This is a genomic window from Frankia umida (assembly GCF_023242945.1).
Taxonomy (GTDB): Bacteria; Actinomycetota; Actinomycetes; order Frankiales; family Frankiaceae; genus Frankia; species Frankia umida.
This window is the reverse complement of record NZ_JALKFT010000033.1, coordinates 38,672-57,725: the sequence shown is the minus strand read 5'-3', so window position 1 is coordinate 57,725 and position 19,054 is coordinate 38,672. Positions and strand designations below refer to the sequence as shown.

The following is a 19,054-nucleotide window of genomic DNA, read 5'->3' as shown; positions in this document are numbered from 1 at the left end:
CCCGATTTTTTTTTTATAGCTCATCTCGCCAATGCCGATTCGTCTACGTGTCGTGGGCTCGGTGATGTGTATATGAGACTGGTGGGTGAGGTGGTGGTGCCAGTGGTGGGCGGCGGCGTCGGGGTCGTGGTTGGTGAGGTGGGTGAGGAGGTGGTGGTGGGTGGTGTGGTGGTGGTGGAGGGTGTCGAGGGTGGGGGGTTCGGTGTCGTGGGTGGTGGCGTCGAGGATGTGGCGGAGCATGTGGGTGAGGGTGGTGAGGGTGTGGTTGGTGGGGGTGGTGTCGGGGGGTGGGGTGAGCAGGAGGGTGTGGAAGTGGAGGTGGTGGGTGTGCAGGGTGGTGGGGTCGGGGTTGGGGGTGTCGAGGAGGTGGGTGGTGGTGGTGAGGTGGTGGGTGAGGGTGGTGAGGTGGGTGTCGGTGATGGTGGTGGCGAGGAGGCGGATGGTGGTGGTTTCGAGGTGGGTGTGGGCGGTGTGGATGTCGGCGAGGGTGGTGTGCTGGTGTTCGAGGACGAGGGCGGTGTAGCGGGCGGCGACGTCGCCGCCGGGGGTGTGGACGCGGGCGCCGCCGTGGGCGCCGCGGCGGACGCTGATGAGGGCTTCGGATTCCAGGACGCGGAAGGCTTCGCGCAGGGTGGGTCGGGAGACGCCGAACTGTTCCATGAGGACGGCTTCGGGGGGTAGGGCGTCGCCTTCGTGGAGTTCACCGCGCACGATCTGGCGGCGTAGGTGGGCGGCGACGAGTTCGGCGGTCTTGGGTACCCGGACGTGCCGACCGACCCGGTTCGCCGATCCGGTCGCCTGCGCGGGCACCCCTGCGGCGCGCAGGCTCGCGGCCAGTACACCCGGTGCCAGGCCGCGCGCCGTAGTCGTAGTCGTAGCCGTAGCCGGTGCGGGCGGCGCGGACGTCGCAGCCGCCGGCGGGGGCGCTGCCGCCGGCGAGGTCGAACGGGCGCCGCCAGGGTGGGCCGCGCGCGCCGCGGGGGGCCGGGGGGTGACGGTTCTCGCGGTGCGGGTGCGGGTGGGCGGGAACGCGCTCATGGGTTGCACCTTTCCGGGCTGAATCCGGGCTTGGGCTGAATCCGGTTCTGCGTCCAGTGGGATCTGATCCGCGCAGGGACGGTCGACGTCGCCGGTGGGTGCATATCTCCACATCCGGTGCGGTGGGCCATCCGCGCAGGCAAACCGACCAGCCGAACCATACCGCGTCGCATTGCTCAAATAGGCCGCTCGATAAAGAATAAGTGGTCTTTTGGGTAGCGGAGTGCGCTGGGTCGTGAAAATCGCCTACATCGCCCGATGTCAAGTATGCCGACGAATTCTCCGTGTCCTCTGAGTGGTCCGATGATCGGTGCTGGGAGGGCGGTTGACGGTCACGCGCCTGGTTTCGGCCTCATGGTCGGCGACGGGATTCCGTACGGGGCGAGCCGGGCGCGTCGTTTCTTCTTGGCAGCCACCTGAAGGTGGTGGTTTGTCGAACTGGTGCGAGGGTCGGAGCGCCGAGTTCGGGTGCCGGGTCGGTAGGGCTGCTGGTGGAACCGCTGGTCGCGCGCTATCGGTGTGGGTCCGGAGGCATCCAGGGTGGCGTCGAATCGTTCGGGAGGCGGCGTGGATCGTCGCCAATGTCGATCGCCACAGTTGGTTACTCTCCGGGATCGATGCAGGTAAAAAGCGTCGCCGCGAACCTCCGCGGGCGGATCTTCGCGGCCGTGTCAAAACGGTTGGCGTGCGGCGCGCGGGTACCGGATGGGCGGTGCTGGCCGGTTCTGGTGGACGGTGCGCGACCGAGGGGTGCGGCAGTCGCGACATCGCGAGTACGACTTGTCCCTTATGACCGCTATGGCGGTCTTTTTGGTGTCGTGAATATCACCTTGCCTTATCATTTGGTTTTCAATCCCAAGGCGTGCTAAATGTGGTGGTCGGTTGCGCGTCAAGGGGGAGTCAATGATCGTTGCGGCTGCTGTTCACCAGCACGCAAGCCAGGACCTGCTGTTCGTCGCCGTGTCGATCGGCCTCGCCCTGATCGGTTCGTTTGCGGCCCTGGTCAGCGCGATCCGCATCCCCCTGTCCGCCGGGCGGGAGCGTGTCCGGTGGACAGGGGCCGCCGCTGTCTCGCTGGGGGGCGGGGCGATCTGGTCGATGCATTTCATCGGAATGATCGGCTACCATGTATCAGGGCTGGATCTGCGTTACGGCCTGCCCTATACCGGGCTCTCGCTTCTCATCGCCATCAGTGCGTCCGCATTGGGGCTCACCCTGGTCGCCCGGCATCCGCGCAGCCTGGGCTGGCTGGGTGTCAGTGGGCTGGTCGCCGGGCTTGGCGTCGCGGCCATGCACTACACCGGGATGGCGGCGATGCACACCGGCGGCGAGGTGACCTACCGGGTGCCGGTGGTCGCGCTCTCGGTGGCCATCGCGGTCGCGGCCGCCACCGCCGCGTTGTGGATCGCATTCCGTGTGCGGACCGGCCGCCATGTCGTCTTCGCCTCGATGGTCATGGCGGCGGCCGTGTGCGGCATGCATTACACGGCGATGGCCGCCACCCGCGTCTCGGCCGACCCGGCCCTGCTCGCGGGCGATGAACTGCGCATTGACGGTGCGGACCCGATCGCCCTCGCCCCGATCGTCTGCGTGATCGCCTTCTCGGTGCTGGCCGTGGTCATCTTCTCCGCGATGGGCGGTGTGACCGAGTCCGGTGCGCTGTCGATGGCCCGGACCACGCAGGTACGACGGGTCGTCCCGGTCACCCCGGTCACCCCGGTCATCCCGGTGCCCACCTACAGCGACGAGTACCTGCCGCCCGCGCCGGTGCCGGTGTGGCGGGGCAGCTTCTCCGAGCCGCCGAGCTCGCACTGATCGCACGGTCGCGGTCATCGGCCCGGCCCGACGTACCGTGAGTCGGTGAGCCTGTTCGACCCGGCCGACCTGTTCGACGTGGCGGCGGCGTCCCGACCCGCCCGGCCGGGCAGGTCCACGCCCGCCACCTCGGACGCCGCCGCGTCCACCTCCACTGGGACCTCGTCCGCTGGGACCTCGTCCGCTGGGACCCTGGCCGCGGAGCCGCTCGCCTCTCGGCTGCGACCGGCGACGCTGGACGAGATCGTCGGCCAGCGTCATCTGCTGGGAGCGGGCAGTCCGCTGCGGCGCCTGGTCGAGGGCGGCGGCACGACCTCGGTGATCCTCTGGGGGCCGCCCGGCACGGGCAAGACGACGCTGGCCCACATCGTGTCGAAGGCGACCGGGCGGCGTTTTCGGGAACTGTCCGCCGTCACGGCCGGGGTGCGTGACGTCCGGGCGATCATCGACGAGGCCAGGGCCGCGCGGGGCAGCTCGGGCGCCCGCACGGTGCTGTTCATCGACGAGGTGCACCGCTTCACCCGCACCCAGCAGGACGCCCTGTTGCCATCGGTGGAACACGGCTGGGTGACACTCGTCGCCGCGACCACCGAGAACCCGTTCTTCTCGGTGGTGAGTCCGTTGCTGTCCCGCTCGCTGCTGCTCACCCTCGAGCCACTGACCGAGGACGACATCCGTGGCGTGCTCGACCGCGCCCTGCGCGACCCGAGGGGTTACGGCGGTCGGATCGAGCTGACCATCCCGGCGCGCGAGCACGTCGTCCGGCTCGCCGGAGGGGACGCCCGCCGGGCCCTGACCATCCTGGAAGCCGGTGCGGAGGCCGTGCTCGCCGAGGCGGCGGGCGAGAGCGGGGCCGCGGACACGGACACGGGCGCGGCGGCGGGCAAAGCCGAGGCGGCGGTGGCCGTCCAGCTGGATGTGCGGGTGCTGGAGCAGGCGGTCAACCGGGCGGCGGTGCGTTACGACCGGTCCGGGGACCAGCACTACGACGTGGTCAGCGCGTTCATCAAGTCGATGCGCGGCGGGGATCCGGATGCCGCCCTGCACTACCTGGCCCGGATGCTGGCCGCCGGTGAGGACCCGCGGTTCGTCGCCCGGCGCATGATCATTCTGGCCAGCGAGGACGTGGGGATGGCCGACCCGGGGGCGCTCGGAGTCGCGGTCGCGGCGGCGCAGGCCCTGGACCTGGTCGGACTGCCCGAGGCACGCCTCGCGCTGGCCCAGGCGGTGATCCACCTGGCGCTCGCGCCGAAGTCGAACGCGGTGATCCGGGCGATGGACGCGGCCACGGCGGACGTCCGGGCCGGGCTGGCCGGCTCCGTCCCACCGCCGTTGCGGGACGCCCACTACGTGGGTGCCGCGCGCGCCGGCAGCGGGGACGGCTACCGGTATCCGCACGACGAGCCCGCTGGCGTGGTGCGCCAGCAGTATCCGCCGGACGGCCTGGTCGGTACCGACTACTACACCCCGGGCGGCAACGGTTTCGAACGGCGCGCGTCCGAGCGGCTGCGGGACCTGCGCGCCGTCGTCCGCGGCACGGCCACCGATCCGACCACCGGCGCGGCCAGCGGCCCCGACCCCGACGATGCGCGGGCCTGACGGCCGACGATGCGCGGGCCTGACGGCCGGCGATGGACGGACACCGCCAGGACATCGGCGGCGGGGACCCGCGAGTGGTGGTGGGGGCTACCCGTGGTCGAGGCGGCTGCCTCGGTAAGGTCAACCACCGACCCATAACGACGATGATCCCTTTACGGTGATGATCCCCTTACGACGGATGATCCCGCATGACGACGGAGGCAGGGAGCACATATGTCCGGTGGAGCGGTCGCGGGCCTGATCGCGTCCGGCGCGTTCGCGGTGCTCGCGCTCTTCGGCTGTTTCGTCCTGCTCAAACTCGGCCGCATCTTTGACGAGGCGGCAGCGCGCGTGCGTCAGACCGGCCTTGTCATCGACGAGGGGACCGCCCGGGTCCGCCAGGCCGGGGCAACGGTGGACGAGGTCAATGTGGCACTTGCCCACGTGAACAAGGAGCTTGACCGGGTCGACGCGATCACGGCGAACGTCCAGTCGATCACCACGAACGTCTCGTCGCTGACGTCGCTGTTCGCCGCGACCCTCGGCGGTCCGATGGTGCGGGTGGCCGCGTTCAGCTACGGCGTGCGCAAGGCCGCGGCCAAGCGGACCCGATCCGAGGTCGAGTCGCGGGTCAGGACGCAGCTCAAGACCGAGAAGGCGACGCGACGCGGCGGCGGTGCGGCGCCGGGTGGCGACGGTTCGCCGCTGGCGCAGGCCACCGGTACCGCTGGTGGGTCGCGGGGAGGCCACTAGATGTCGCGTGTCTTCTATCTGGCTTTCGGCGCGGCGGCGGGTGTGGTCGTGGTGCGACAGGCCGCGAAGGCCGCCGCGGCGCTCACGCCGACCAGCCTCGCCGGATCTCTCGTACAGTCACTGCAGGAGTTCCTCGCGGATGTCCGTGAGGCCGCGGCGGAGCGGGAGGAGGAGATCCGTGGTGCGCTCGGGCTGGACCGCGACCCGGATGACGACCTCGCCGCTCCGGTCGACGACCTCGAGCGGACGATGCGGCTGGTCCCCGGCGCCCGCCCGTCCTGACCGGCCGCCGGCAGCCGCAGGGGCGGCACCGCCGCTCCGCGCCGGATGACGATGCTCCTCCCACCAGTCTGGACGAAACGATGGACACGGCCGAGATCCGCAGCCGCTTTCTGAACCACTTCGCCGCGCGTGAGCACACCGTGGTCCCCAGCGCCTCCCTGATCGCGCCGGACCCGACGTTGCTGCTGGTCAACGCCGGCATGGTGCCGTTCAAGCCGTACTTCCTCGGTGATCTGGCGCCGCCGTGGCCGCGGGCGGCCAGTGTGCAGAAGGTCGTGCGGACCGTCGACATCGAGAACGTCGGGCGGACCACCCGGCACGCCTCGTTCTTCCAGATGTGCGGCAACTTCTCCTTCGGCGACTACTTCAAGGCCGAGGCGATCCCGTTCGCCTTCGAGCTGCTCGTCGACGGCTTCGGCTTCAAGCCGGACGACCTGTGGGCCACCGTCTACCTCGACGACGACGAGGCCGAGGGGATCTGGCGCGAGCTGCTGCCCGCGGAGCGCATCCAGCGCCGCGACAAGGAGGACAACTACTGGTCGATGGGCGTGCCGGGCCCGTGCGGTCCGTGCAGCGAGATCTACTTCGATCGGGGGCCCGACCACGGCCGCGACGGCGGCCCGGTGGCCGACGAGAACCGTTACCTCGAGGTCTGGAACCTCGTGTTCATGCAGTTCGAGCGCGGTGAGGGCGCCGGCTACGACTATCCGATCCTGCGCGAGCTGCCGAGCCGCAACATCGACACCGGCATGGGCCTCGAGCGGATGGCCGTCATCCTCCAGGGCGTCGAGAACGTCTACGAGATCGACATCTCCCGTCCGGTGCTGGACGTCGCGAGTCGACTCACCGGCCGCCGCTACGGTGCCGACCCGGACTCCGACGTGCGGCTGCGGGTGATCGCCGACCACTCCCGCACCGCCGCGATGCTGATCTCCGACGGCATCACGCCGTCCAACGAGGGTCGTGGCTATGTGCTGCGCCGGCTGCTGCGCCGGGCGGTGCGCGACGCCCGACTGCTCGGCGCGCGCGAGCCGGTGATGGAGCGGTTGTTCGAGGTCATCGGCACCGCGATGGGTCCGATCTACCCCGAACTCGTCAACGACGCCGAGACGATCACCCGGGTGGCGGTCGCCGAGGAGATGGCGTTCGCCGAGACCCTGCGCACCGGCACGACGATCTTCGACACCGCGGTCCGGCAGGTCCGGGCCACCGGGGCGACGACGCTGGCCGGTGACGAGGCGTTCAAGCTGCACGACACCTACGGGTTCCCGATCGACCTGACGCTGGAGATGGCCGCCGAGGCGGGGCTCTCGGTCGACGAGGCGGGGTTCCGCCGGCTGATGGAACGTCAGCGCCAGACCGCCAAGGCCGACCGGGCCGCCCGGCGCATCGGCAACCTCGACCTGTCCGCGTTTCGCCCGATCCTGGCCGCGGCCGGCCCGACGACGTTCACCGGCTACGAGGAGCTGACCCGCGAGTCCTCGGTGGTGGGGCTGGTCGGTATCGCCGACGGGCTGGGCCGCCCGGCCGCGGGGGCCGGTGAGGAGGTCGGCGTCGTGCTCGACGTCACCCCCTTCTACGCCGAGAGCGGTGGCCAGGAGGCCGACCTCGGGATTCTGCGGTTCGACGGCGGCGAGGTGGAGGTCCTCGACGTCCAGCGGCCGGTGCCCGAACTCGTCCTGCACCGGGTGCGGGTGCGTTCCGGTGAGCTGAAGGTCGGCGACCGGGTGCAGGCCCTGGTGGAGGAGAACCGGCGGCGCGCGGTGTCGCGGTCGCACACCGCCACCCACCTCGTCCACGCGGCGTTTCGCCGGGCGCTGGGGGAGGGGGCGACCCAGGCCGGGTCGCTGAACTCGCCTGGGCGGCTGCGGTTCGACTTCCACGCCCTCGGCGCGGTGCCCGCGTCCGTGCTCGCCGACGTCGAGGACGAGATCAACGAGGTGGCGCTGCGCGACCTGCCGGTACGCGCGTTCGTGACCACCCAGGAGGAGGCTCGCCGGCTCGGCGCGATGGCGCTGTTCGGCGAGAAGTACGGCGACGCGGTGCGGGTCGTCGATGTCGGTGACTACGCCCGTGAGCTCTGCGGCGGCACACATGTGGCGAGTTCGGCGCAGCTGGGCGCGGTGAAGCTGCTCTCGGAGGCGTCCATCTCGGCCGGGACGCGCCGCGTCGAGGGGCTTGTCGGTCTGGACGCGTTCCGTTACCTGGCCCGCGAGCATCTGCTCGTCTCGCAGTTGTCCACCGCGCTCAAGGCCCGCCCCGACGAACTGGCCGACCGGGTCAACGACATCGTCAGCCGGCTTCGCGACGCCGAGCGGGAGCTCGACAAGCTGCGCGCCGCCGCCGTGCTCGCCGGCGCCGGGACACTCGCCGAAGGCGCCGAGGAGATCGGCGGCGTCGCCGTCGTCACCGCCGAGGTGCCCGCCGGTACCGCCCCCGACGACCTGCGTCTGCTCGCCATGGACATCCGCGGTCGGCTCGCCGGACGGCCCGCGGTGGTCGCGATCGGACGCGCCGACGGTGCCTCGATCGTGGTCGTCACCGATGACGGGGCGCGCACCCGGGGGCTGCGGGCGGGCGACCTGGTCCGCGGCAGCTGGGCGGCGCTCGGTGGCAAGGGCGGCGGCAAGCCCGACATCGCCCAGGGCGGCGGCGGCACCGCGGAGCTCGTGCCGGCCGCGTTCGTCAGGCTGCGCGGCCTGGTGGCCGAGCTCGTCGGCCGTTAGGTGACCGTTCCACGGGGGGCCCGGCCTGGTGTCCGGGTGGGAGTGGATGTGGGATCGGTGCGGGTCGGGGTGGCCGCGAGCGACCCCGATGGACTGCTGGCGGTCCCGGTCACCACGCTCGCCAGAGACAAGCGTGGCAAAACGGACATTGACGCTCTTGCGGAGATCGTCGCGCAACGGCACGCTGTAGAGGTCGTGGTGGGCCTGCCCCGGCAGCTGTCGGGGCAGGAGGGCCGCGCCGTGGAACTGGTCCGGAAGTACGCCGAGGTGCTTGCCGGGCGAATCGCCCCCATTCCGGTGCGGTTCGTCGATGAGCGGCTGACCACGGTGGCTGCGCATCGCAGAATGGCCGAACGAGGCGTCCGTTCCCGCGCCCGTCGCAGCCTTGTCGATCAGGAGGCAGCCGTGCAGATCCTCCAGCACGACCTGGACAGCCGTCGCGGGTCCGGTGGCTCACCCGGCTGGACGCCGGAAGGCGGGATGGCCGGTTCGCAGGACGCCAGGTGACCCGCCGCGATCTCGAGGAGATCCTCGACGAGGACCCCTACGGCGGTCAGCCCCCGCGCCCCGCTGGCCGTCGCGGGGCGAACCGCCCCGATGCCCCCGGGCGCCGTGGGCCCGGCCGTCCTGATGCCTATCCGCCCCCCGACAGCTACGACGATCCTGCCTTCGGGGGTCGCCGATCCGCCGATCCACGGGCCGGCGAGCCACGGGCCGGCGAGCGCCGGGTCGGCGAGCGCCGCGTGGGGGGCAGCCGCCCAGGTGATCGTGGTGGCCGCGCCGACGGCGATCGGCGTGTCGGTGATCGGCGGGCCGCCGGGAGTCGTCCCTACCCGGAGGAGGCCGCCTACGGGCACGGGGCCGCCTACCCGGACGAAGCCGGCTACGGCGACGAGCGCGGCTACGGCGACGAGCGCGGCTATGGCGATGAACGCGGCTACGGCGACAAGAACGGCTACGGCGACGAGCGCGGCTACGGCGACGAGCGCGGCTACGGCGACGAGGGTGTCCACGCCGACGGGGTGGCCTACCCCGAGGAGGCGGGCGAGCGGTACCAGCGTCAGGGCGCCCTTGGCCCGGGCGCTGGCCGCTACGACGACGATCCGTCCTACGGCCCCGGGGAGCCCTACGACCCCGACGACGACTACGACCCGGCCGGGGGGTCGGGGGGGCGTGGCCCGGCGGCCTCCGACGACGGCTGGGGCGGCTCCTGGGACGACGACCCGCCGCCGCCGCCGCGGCGCCGCGGCGGGCGGGCGCTGCCGAAACTGATCGCGATCCTCGTCGTCGTCGCCGCGCTGCTGGGGCTTGGCATCGTGGGCGTCGGCAAGCTGGTCGGCCACGTCTCGGGCGGTTCGTCCGCCGCGGACTTCGCCGGCTCCGGCGACGGCATCGCCGTCGTGCGCATCCCCGACGGCGCCACCGCCAGCCAGATCGCCCGGGCACTGCACGACGCGAACGTGACGGCGTCGGTCGGTGCGTTCGTCAAGGCCGCCGCGGCCAACCCGAAGTCGCTGGGCATCCAGCCGGGCACCTACCGGCTGCGCAGCCGGATGAGCGCCCAGGCCGCGCTCACCGCGCTGCTCGATCCCGCCTCGGGCGCGCCGTTCCGGTTCGTGATCAAGGAGGGTATGACCGTCCAGGCGGTGCTTGCCGGCATCCACGACCGCCTCGGCACACCGATGGCGGACCTCGAGGCGATCGTGCGTAACCCGGCGCAGCTCGGCGTGCCGGCCTACGCGCCGACGCTGGAGGGCTACCTGTTCCCGTCGACCTACGACATCACGCCCGGGCAGAGCCCGGTGCAGCTGCTGAGCTCGTTCGTCGACCGGTTCAGGACCGAGGCCGCGGCGATCAACCTCGAGCAGGGGGCGGCCGCCCGTAACCTGAAGCCCGCCGAGATCGTGACCATCGCCTCGATCATCGAGAAGGAGGTCGCGAACGCCGACGAGGGCCCGAAGGTCGCCCGGGTGATCTACAACCGGCTGGCCGACACCACCGGCGGGTTCCGTCGCCTCGACATGGACTCCACCACCCGTTACGCCGAGGACGAGTACACCGGCCCGCTCTCGCAGGAGCAGCTGACCCGGGCGAACCCGTACAACACCCGCTCGGTCGCGGGTCTGCCGCCGGGCGCGATCTCCAACCCGGGCCTGTGGGCGTTGAAGTCGGCCCTGGCGCCGGCGGACGGCACCTGGCTGTACTTCGTGTCCATGCCGCGCAGCAACGTCACCGAGTTCGCGACGACCTCCGCGGAATGGACCGCCCTCCAGGCCCGTTACCGCGCCGAGGGCGGCCGCGAGTAGTACCGGCACGGACGGATGTCGCGCGGCGACCTGGTGCGCAGGGCTGGTACGGGACGGGAGATGCAGTGACGCAGGACGTGGACCCCGCCCCGGTGGCCAAGGCCGAAGCCGGGGCCGAAGCCGGGGCCAACGCCGGGGCCGGGGCCGATGATGTGGCCGGACGACGCGGCTGGTCCGCGCGGGTCGCCGCGGCGGCGACGGCGTGGGAGCCGGCCCGCGCCGCGGTGCTGGGCGCCCCGGTGGACCATTCGCTGTCCCCGGTGCTGCACGGTGCCGCCTATGCCCGCCTCGGTCTGGCGGTGCGCTACACCGCCATCCACTGTGAGCCGGTGGGGCTGCCGGCGATGCTGGCGCGGCTGCGCACCGAACCCGGCTGGCTCGGTGTGTCGCTGACCATGCCGCTGAAGACCGTCGTCCTGGACCTGCTGGACGAGGTCGATCCGACGGCGGCGGCGATCGGCGCGGTCAACACCGTCGTCGTCGGCGCGGACGGCCATCTGCGCGGGGACAACACCGACGTCGCCGGCATCACGTTCGCACTGCGCCGGGTGACCGACCGGACACCACGTCAGCCAATGATCATCGGTGCCGGTGGCACCGCCCGCGCCGCGGTGGCCGCGCTCGCCGTCGCCGGCTGCCCGCAGACGGCGGTCGTGGCCCGCCGCCCCGAGGCCGCCGCCGAACTCGCCGAGGTCGGCGAGCGACTCGGTATCGCCGTCACCGGCCTGCCCTGGGAGCTGCTGGCCACCGGCCTGCCCGCCGGACCCGACCTGGTCGTGGCCACCACCCCCGCCGGTGCGACCGATCCGCTGGCCCGCCGCCGCTGGCCGGCCACCAGCCCGCTGATCGAACTGCTCTACCATCCCTGGCCGACCGCGCTCGCGGCCACCGCCTACCGCGCCGGCGCCCGCGTCGCCGGCGGCCTGGAGATCCTCGCCGGGCAGGCCGTCGGCCAGGTCGCGCACTTCACCGGCCACGATGTTCCCGCCGGCGTGCTGTTCACCGCCGGCCAGGCGGCCCTCGAGCAGCGCGCCAGCCCGCCGCCCGGCGACGACCACGCCACCGCCCACCCCTGACGCCACCGGGGTAGCCGGGCGTCACGGGCGTCACGGGCGATGGGCGCGACGGCGGAAGGGAGGCCGGCGTGGGGGAGATCTGGTGTGGCGCCGCGATCGGGCTGGTCGCTCTGGGTGTCGCCGTCCGGTGGGGGCCGTGGGTGGTCGCCCTGTTCACCTCACCGCGGGCGTCCGAGTCGCCGCGGGACCCGCCGCGTGCCTGGCCGCTCGCGCTGGTGACGGCGGCGGTGCTGGGTAGCGTGGTCACGGTGCTGCATCGGCAGCCGAGCTGGGTGCCCGCCTACGCGTGGCTCGGGGTCGTCGGCGTCTGGCTGGCCGCGATCGACCTGCGGGAACATCGGCTACCGGATCCGCTGGTCCTGCCGTCCTACCCGGTGGTCGGCCTGCTGCTCGGACTCGCCGCGCTGCTCGACGACGCCCCCGGCCGGCTGCTGCGGGCCGCGGTGGCGGGGCTGGTGTGTTTTGCCGTGTTCCTCGTGTTGTACCGGTTGGCCGGGGGCGGCCTTGGCCGCGGCGACGTGAAACTCGTCGGGCTGCTCGGGATGGCCCTGGGCTGGCTGGGCTGGCGCAGTGTCCTGTTCGGCATGTTCGCGGGGATCGTCCTGGCCGGAGTGGTCGCGCTCGGGCTGCTCGCCGCCCGCCGGGTGCACCGGCGGGACAGGCTGGCCTACGGCCCGTTTCTGCTCGCCGGCACGCTGCTGGCCGTCCTCGCCACCGGCGGCTGACCGCGGGACAGTACCCGGTGGGGCGGGGCGAGCTTGGTCATGTGGGGCCTGCCCGGGTGCCGCGACGTGCAAGACTGGTTTGCATGGTGCGTTGGTTGACAGCGGGGGAGTCCCACGGTCCGGCCCTGGTGGCCACAGTCGAGGGGCTGCCGGCGGGGATTCGGCTGACCAGTGCGGACATCGCGGCGGAGCTGGCCCGTCGGCGGCTCGGGCACGGCCGTGGCGCCCGGATGAGTTTTGAGCAGGACGCGATCGAACTGCTCGGCGGCCTGCGCCACGGTGTCTCGCTCGGCGGTCCGATCAGTGTCGTGGTGCGCAACACCGAGTGGCCCAAGTGGCAGCAGGTGATGGCGCCCGACCCGGTCGACCCGGCCACGCTCGCGGGCCTCGGCCGCAACGCGCCGCTGACCCGGCCCCGGCCCGGCCACGCCGACCTCGCCGGCATGCAGAAGTACGGCTTCGACGACGCCCGTCCCGTCCTGGAGCGGGCCAGCGCCCGGGAGACCGCGGCCCGGGTGGCGCTGGGCACCGCGGCCAAGGCGCTGCTGCGCCAGGCGTACGGCATCGAGGTGATCTCCCACGTGGTGGCGATCGGCGCCGTCGAGGTGCCTGCGGGCACCCCCGCGCCGACCTCCCTCGACACGGTGGACGCCGACCCCGTCCGCTGCGCCGACAGTGAGACCAGCGCGCGGATGGTCGCCGAGATCGACGCCGCCCACGCCGATTCCGACACCCTCGGCGGCATCGTCGAGGTGCTCGCCTACGGCTGCCCACCGGGCCTGGGCAGCTACGTGCACGGCGACCGCCGCCTCGACGCCCGCCTCGCCGCCGAGCTGATGGGCATCCAGGCGATCAAGGGCGTCGAGTTCGGGGACGGTTTCACCACCGCCCGTAGGCGCGGCTCCGTCGCCCACGACGAGATCGAGCCGATCAGTGGCACCGGTCGACACGCGGTGCCGCAGGTCCGCCGGATCACCGACCGGGCCGGCGGGATCGAGGGTGGGATGACCACCGGCGAACCGCTACGGGTCCGGATCGCGATGAAGCCGATCTCCTCGCTCACCCGTCCGCTGGCCACCGTCGACGTGACCACCGGTGAGCCCGCCGTCGCCATCAACCAGCGGTCGGACGTGTGCGCGGTGCCCGCCGCCGGAGTCGTCGCGGAGGCGATGGTCGCGCTGGTGCTCGCGGGCGCGGCACTGGAGAAGTTCGGCGGTGACTCGGTCGAGGAGAGCCGGCGCAACTGCGAGTCCTACCTCAAGGCGCTCCCCATCCACTGACCAGGCCCGAGAGCACCTCGAGATCCCGACACCTCCGTACCTCCGCGGCGGCCGGACGAGTCCGGTCACCCTCACATGGCCGGACGAGCCCGGCGGGACAAGGACGCACGATCATGGTTGGGGACGCGGTGGCGACGACGCCACCGTCGAAGGGACCGCTGGCCGTCCTGGTCGGCGCGCCCGGCGCGGGCAAGACCACCGTGGGGACCAGGCTCGCGCAACGCTGGGGCGTGACCCTGCGCGACACCGACGCGGACGTGGAGGCGGCCGAGGGCCGCAGCATCTCGGACATCTTCGTCGACTCCGGTGAGGAGTACTTCCGCGCCGCCGAGCACCGCGCGGTGGCCGCGGCCCTCGCCGAACATCCCGGGGTCGTCGCGCTCGGTGGCGGCTCGGTGCTCGATCCGGCCACCCGGTCGCTGCTCGCCGGCCATCGGGTCGCCTACCTGCGGGTCGGCCTCTCGGACGCGGTCCGCCGGGTGGGGTTGGCCCGCGACCGTCCGCTGCTGGTCGAGGGGCCGCGCACCCGCCTGGCCGCCCTGTTGCGGGAGCGGGAGCCGTTCTACCTCGAGGTCGCGGCGATCGTCGTCGACACCGCCGGCCGGGAGCCCGACGAGGTCGCAGACCTGGTCGCCCTCGCCCTCGACAACGCCGGCGCCGGCCCCGGCCCTGGTGTCGGTTCCGGCGCTGGTTCTGGTTCTGGTTCTCAGGGAAGTGGGCGGGTGCGGTCGTGAGTGGGTCGGTGAAGGTGGCTGACGTGGTGCGGATTCCCGTGCGGCCGCAGGGCGAACGTCCCTATGACGTCGTCCTCGGGGACGGGGCGCTCGGCGGTCTGGCCGAGATCGTCACCGGTCGCACCCGGGCGGTCCTGATCCATCCGGTGGCGCTGCGCGCGGTCGCGGCCCGGATCGTCGCGGATCTGCGCGCCCAGGCGGACCTGGAGGTGCACGCCGTCGAGGTGCCCGACGGTGAACCGGCCAAGCGGCTGGCGGTCGCGGGCGAATGCTGGGATGTGCTGGGTCGGCTCGGCCTGACCCGCGATGACGTGATCATCGGGCTCGGCGGCGGCACCGTGACGGACCTGGCCGGTTTCGTCGCGGCCAGCTGGCTGCGCGGGGTGGACGTCGTGCAGGTCCCGACCACGGTGCTCGGCATGGTCGACGCGGCCGTCGGTGGCAAGACCGGCATCGACGTCGACGCCGGCAAGAACCTGGTGGGTGCCTTCCACCAGCCGCTGACGGTGCTGTGCGACCTGGCGATGCTGGCCACGCTGCCCGCCGTCGAGGTCCGCGCCGGACTCGCCGAGGTGGTCAAGACCGGTTTCATCGCCGACGGCGCCATCCTCGACCTGCTCGAGGACGACCCCACCGGCCTCGCCCATCTGCCCGAACTGATCGAACGCTCCATCCGAGTGAAGGCGGACGTCGTCTCCGGCGATCCGCGGGAGGCCGGGCGCCGCGAGGTGCTCAACTACGGCCACACCCTCGGCCATGCGATCGAGAAGGTGGAGCACTTCAGCTGGCGCCACGGTGAGGCGATCTCGGTGGGCATGGTGTTCGCCGCGGAACTGTCCCGACTCGCGGTCGGCCTGGACGAGACCACCGTCGGACGCCACCGCAGGCTGCTGACCAGCATCGGCCTGCCCGTCAGCTACGACGCGGACCGCTGGCCGGCGCTGCTGGACGCGATGCGCGTCGACAAGAAGTCCCGCGGCCGGCGTCTGCGTTTCATCGGTCTGACCGCCCGTGGCGAGACGACCATCGTGGACGATCCGGAGAGCAGCCTGCTCACCGCGGCGTATCGCAGTGTCGCTCGGTAGACTGGCCCGCGGACTGGCAGATCGTGGCGTGTCCGGCTCCGCTGGTGTGGAGCAGCCTGCCTGGGCCCTGGCGGCCCGGTGGTGTGGCGGCCTGACGGGCTGGCAGCCTGGCGGTTGACAGCCCAGCGGTCCGGCGGTGTGACGGCCTACGGGTGTGACGGCGCACTGGCGTGACGGCCTGGTGGCGTGACGGGCCGGTCCCAGGGATTTACGGAGTCTCGCCGCGGCGAGGCATCCGGACAACGACGATCCGCCGTCGGAGCACGGCAACCGAACGGAGAACGCACGCAGTGGCGACGACCAACGACCTGAAGAACGGCATGACGCTCGACCTCGACGGGGTGCTCTGGAACGTCGTGGGCTTCCAGCACGTCAAGCCGGGTAAGGGCGGTGCGTTCGTCCGCACGACCCTGAAGAACGTGCTCACCGGGAAGGTGGTCGACCGTACGTTCAACGCCGGCCTCAAGGTCGACGTCGCCACGGTCGACCGTCGCGAGATGACCTACCTCTACCGCGACGGTCCCGACTATGTCTTCATGGACAGCGAGTCCTACGAGCAGATCCCCATCCCGCCGGCTGTCGTCGGCTCGGTGTCCGACTACATGCTGGAGAACACGGTCGCCACGGTCGCGCTGCACGACGGCGCCCCGCTCTACGTGGAGCTGCCGGCCAGCGTCGAGCTCACCATCGCGCAGACCGACCCCGGTGTGCAGGGTGACCGCTCCACCGGTGGGACCAAGCCCGCCACCCTCGAGACCGGTGCGACGATCAACGTCCCGCTGTTCATCACCACCGGCGAGAAGGTCAAGGTCGACACCCGCGACGGCCGTTATCTGGGCCGGGTGACGAGCTGAGCGCCCGTTCGAAGGCTCGCCGCCGCGCGCTCGACATCCTCTTCGAGGCGGACGTACGCGGCGCGCACGTCTCCGAGATCCTCGCCGCCCGCAAGGTGCGTGCCGACCCGCCCGTCTCGGAGTACACCGAGGGTCTGGTCGTCGGCGTCGTCGAGAACTGGCGTGAGATCAACGACCGGATCGGTCACCACGCCCAGGGCTGGACCCTGGACAGGATGCCCCCCGTCGACCGCAACATCCTGCGTATCGCCGTGTTCGAGCTCGGCTGGCGCCCCGACGTCCCCGGGCGGGTCGTGATCGACGAGGCCGTCGAACTCGCGAAGTCCCTGTCCACCGACCGCTCCCCGAGCTTCGTCAACGGCCTGCTCGGCAGCCTGTTCGACGCCGCCGGCACCGCCGCTCGACCGGGCGGTGTCACGTCGTCCGAAACCGGGACGGAAGTCGAGACCGGGGCTGAAACCGGGGCGGCCACGTCGTCGTCGGCGCCGGTGCCCACGTCGGCGGCCGACCCGGCTTTGTGATCGTCTGGTCCGCGTGTCGGGTAGGCGTCCACTCGGCAGCCGGGATTCGTCCCGAGCACTGAGACCGCCGACCGACCTCTGGATCGACAGGCATTCGCCCGGCTGGCGACGGCGCTGTCCCTGAGCATGCGTGGACAGCGCGCCTGGTGGCTGGACCCGTGAGCACGCACCCCTCGCCTCGACGCCGCGCGCATCGTGCTTGCGCAGGCCAGCGGGGGTCGCGTCGGACCGGGAAGACCGCCCGGGATCGGTGACAGCACGTCGCTGCCGTGCTCTGGAGTGGATGTGGTCGCCGCAGGGCGGCCTGACGACTCCGTGGTCGACGGGAACCCGCCGTGGATGCGGAGGCCGCCGCGGTCAGAGCGGCGGCGGGGGGTACCGACCCGGTACGCCGTCGGTGTGACGGCGTACCGGGGTGTATCCCCGGCCGAGACGTACCGGGATCTCCCCGGCAGGGCTGGCGTTGCGTGTGTACCTGGTGCGGCCGCGATCGGATGGCCGATCGATCCCCGGTCGTACCGTTTTCCCGCCGGCCGATGCTAGTCGTGCCACGGACGAAACCGCAGGTCGCGGTGCCGGCGGGACCGCAACCGAAGCTGCGGGTGGTGCGAGGTGCCAACGGTGCGCGGTGGTGCGGATGGTGCCAGTACTACGGGTGGTGCGGGTGGTGCCTGTGGACGCGGGGCGGGTCAGCGCCGCCCGGCGCGGGCCTCAGACGTCGGAGGCGGTCGCGTCCGCGCCCTGCTCGGGAGACAGGACGCCCCAGGAGACGAGCTGCTCGGTGAGCTTGCTCGGGGAGGTGTCGTAGATCACCGCGAGGGAGCGCAGGTCCTCGTAGCGGATGGAGAGCACTCGGCCGTTGTAGTCGCCGCGCTGGCTCTGGATGGTCGCGGCGTAGCGGGCGAGCGGGCCGCCCTGCTCCTTCGGGACCTGGGAAAGACGCTCGAGGTCAAGCACGATCCGCGGGGACTGCTCCAGCGGGGCGACGGTGGAACCCTCGGGCAGCAGCTCTCCGACGGGAACGCCGTAGAACTCCGCGAGTTCCGAGAGACGCTGTACGGTGACGGCGCGGTCCCCACGTTCGTAGGAACCGACGACGACGGCTTTCCACCGACCGTGCGACTTCTCCTCGACGCCATGAAGCGAGAGCCCCTGCTGGGTGCGTATTGCGCGCAGCCGAGCACCGAGCGCCTTCGCATAGTCGGACATCGGAGTGCCCACTCCTGTCGTGGTTGATCACTGGTACCGGGGCTTGTGCCTCCGGCGGTTACCGATAGTAGTGCCCGGCAGGTTGAGGCTCGACACCCGGGGGGTCGTGTCGCTTCTTTCTTTGTACCACTTTCTGTAGCCCTCCGGTTGCACGCTCTACCTGCCCGGCGGGAACTTTCGCGGATCGCCGTATCGGCGCGTACACGAGACGCCACGGTAACTGGCAGTCACAGATTCGCGATGATAGTTGGCGTCGCAACGATGTGCGAGAGGTACCGCCGGATGGTTGACCGGACGCCCCGCGGGTACGCGGTCTCGTCTGTGGACGAAGCCTCCCGCGCCCGGAGTGCCCTGGTAACGTCGCTAGGACCGCTCCTTTAAGGACCGTCCAGTGAGGCGGGGAAGGAGGGATGCCGCGTGGCCGCAGCCGCCCCGGGCGACCCCGTGTCGCGCCGTCCAGGCGCCGCCAGGACAGTACTGTCCGCCGACGACATCACTCGGATCGTCAGTCGGATGGCACATCAGATCCTTGAGAAGACCACCGGCGGTGCCGGTGTGGTGCTTCTCGGTATACCCACTCGTGGGGTACCCCTCGCGCACCGACTGGTACGCCGCGTACACGCAGTGGAAGGCGTGGATCTTCCCGTCGGCTCGCTCGATCCCACCATGTATCGCGACGATCTTCGTTTGCGCGGAGTTCGGCCACTCGAGGTGACCGAGATCCCCGACGGCGGCGTCGACGGCAAGGTGGTCATCCTCGTCGACGACGTCCTGTTCTCCGGGCGCACCGTGCGCGCCGCGCTGGACGCCCTGGCCGCCTACGGGCGACCGCGTGCGGTGCAGCTGGCCGTCCTCGTCGACCGGGGGCATCGGGAACTGCCGATCAGAGCCGACTACGTCGGGAAGAACATGCCAACCTCGCGTCGCGAGCTGGTGGCCGTGCGCCTGCGGGAGGTCGACGGTGGCGACGGCGTGCTGATCCTGCCGCCCACGTCCGGCCCGACCGGCCCGTCCGGCCCGACCAGCACTGACGAGCCGAGCGGACGGGACCAGCAGTGACACGACAGAACCC

Annotated in this window: 17 protein-coding genes; 15 read left to right on the top strand and 2 right to left on the bottom strand. The window is 71.7% G+C overall.

Going from position 1 to position 19,054, the window contains the following annotated elements; genetic code table 11:
• Positions 1-1,038, bottom strand: a 1,038-nt coding sequence (locus tag MXD59_RS22140; protein WP_248826535.1) for a FadR/GntR family transcriptional regulator, incomplete at its 3' end; no start/stop codon positions are given.
• Between the two features lie 903 nt (positions 1,039-1,941).
• On the opposite strand from MXD59_RS22140, the gene MXD59_RS22135 reads away from it, so the two are divergent.
• The 14 genes from MXD59_RS22135 (at position 1,942) to nusB (ending at position 16,773) form a co-directional block, all read left to right on the top strand.
• A complete protein-coding gene (locus tag MXD59_RS22135; RefSeq protein ID WP_248826534.1) occupies positions 1,942-2,853 on the top strand; it encodes an MHYT domain-containing protein in 912 nt (303 codons plus the stop codon).
• Positions 2,854-2,898: 45 nt separating this feature from the next.
• Positions 2,899-4,452: a replication-associated recombination protein A gene (locus MXD59_RS22130; RefSeq protein ID WP_248826533.1), complete on the top strand. Its 1,554-nt coding sequence runs from the start codon at positions 2,899-2,901 to the stop codon at positions 4,450-4,452.
• Positions 4,453-4,665: 213 nt separating this feature from the next.
• Positions 4,666-5,184, top strand: coding sequence for a DUF948 domain-containing protein (locus MXD59_RS22125; RefSeq protein WP_163547889.1), 519 nt, complete (start codon positions 4,666-4,668; stop codon positions 5,182-5,184).
• A complete protein-coding gene (locus tag MXD59_RS22120) occupies positions 5,185-5,466 on the top strand; it encodes a hypothetical protein (RefSeq protein WP_163547890.1) in 282 nt (93 codons plus the stop codon). It begins immediately after the preceding gene.
• Between the two features lie 80 nt (positions 5,467-5,546).
• A complete protein-coding gene (gene alaS / locus MXD59_RS22115) occupies positions 5,547-8,192 on the top strand; it encodes an alanine--tRNA ligase (RefSeq protein ID WP_248826532.1) in 2,646 nt (881 codons plus the stop codon).
• Positions 8,193-8,699: a Holliday junction resolvase RuvX gene (gene ruvX, locus MXD59_RS22110; RefSeq protein ID WP_248826531.1), complete on the top strand. Its 507-nt coding sequence runs from the start codon at positions 8,193-8,195 to the stop codon at positions 8,697-8,699. It abuts the gene before it with no gap.
• Complete coding sequence (gene mltG, locus MXD59_RS27080) at positions 8,696-10,498, top strand: endolytic transglycosylase MltG (RefSeq protein WP_248826530.1); 1,803 nt, start codon at positions 8,696-8,698, stop codon at positions 10,496-10,498. The genes ruvX and mltG overlap by 4 nt, the downstream gene beginning before the upstream one ends.
• Before the next feature lie 224 nt (positions 10,499-10,722).
• The gene (locus tag MXD59_RS22100) at positions 10,723-11,574 is read left to right on the top strand and encodes a shikimate dehydrogenase (protein ID WP_248826540.1); all 852 of its coding nucleotides are present in this window, start codon (positions 10,723-10,725) and stop codon (positions 11,572-11,574) included.
• 68 nt (positions 11,575-11,642) lie between these two features.
• On the top strand, positions 11,643-12,299 hold the full coding sequence (locus MXD59_RS22095; protein WP_248826529.1) for a prepilin peptidase: 657 nt from the start codon (positions 11,643-11,645) through the stop codon (positions 12,297-12,299).
• Positions 12,300-12,382: 83 nt separating this feature from the next.
• Positions 12,383-13,579: a chorismate synthase gene (aroC, locus tag MXD59_RS22090; protein ID WP_248813941.1), complete on the top strand. Its 1,197-nt coding sequence runs from the start codon at positions 12,383-12,385 to the stop codon at positions 13,577-13,579.
• Positions 13,580-13,692: 113 nt separating this feature from the next.
• A complete protein-coding gene (locus MXD59_RS22085; RefSeq protein ID WP_248826528.1) occupies positions 13,693-14,313 on the top strand; it encodes a shikimate kinase in 621 nt (206 codons plus the stop codon).
• Positions 14,310-15,398 carry a 3-dehydroquinate synthase gene (gene aroB, locus MXD59_RS22080; RefSeq protein WP_248826527.1) on the top strand — a complete coding sequence of 363 codons (1,089 nt, stop codon included), beginning with the start codon at positions 14,310-14,312 and terminating at the stop codon, positions 15,396-15,398. The genes MXD59_RS22085 and aroB overlap by 4 nt, the downstream gene beginning before the upstream one ends.
• A gap of 290 nt (positions 15,399-15,688) precedes the next feature.
• A complete protein-coding gene (efp, locus tag MXD59_RS22075) occupies positions 15,689-16,252 on the top strand; it encodes an elongation factor P (RefSeq protein ID WP_248826526.1) in 564 nt (187 codons plus the stop codon).
• The gene (gene nusB / locus MXD59_RS22070) at positions 16,249-16,773 is read left to right on the top strand and encodes a transcription antitermination factor NusB (protein WP_283097310.1); all 525 of its coding nucleotides are present in this window, start codon (positions 16,249-16,251) and stop codon (positions 16,771-16,773) included. The genes efp and nusB overlap by 4 nt, the downstream gene beginning before the upstream one ends.
• A 711-nt stretch (positions 16,774-17,484) precedes the next feature.
• Here nusB and bldD read toward each other — a convergent pair.
• The gene (gene bldD / locus MXD59_RS22065; protein WP_009742788.1) at positions 17,485-17,982 is read right to left on the bottom strand and encodes a transcriptional regulator BldD; all 498 of its coding nucleotides are present in this window, start codon (positions 17,980-17,982) and stop codon (positions 17,485-17,487) included.
• Between the two features lie 417 nt (positions 17,983-18,399).
• Between bldD and pyrR the strand changes: the two genes are divergently transcribed.
• Positions 18,400-19,041 carry a bifunctional pyr operon transcriptional regulator/uracil phosphoribosyltransferase PyrR gene (gene pyrR, locus MXD59_RS22060; protein WP_308301758.1) on the top strand — a complete coding sequence of 214 codons (642 nt, stop codon included), beginning with the start codon at positions 18,400-18,402 and terminating at the stop codon, positions 19,039-19,041.
• Positions 19,042-19,054 lie beyond the last annotated feature (13 nt).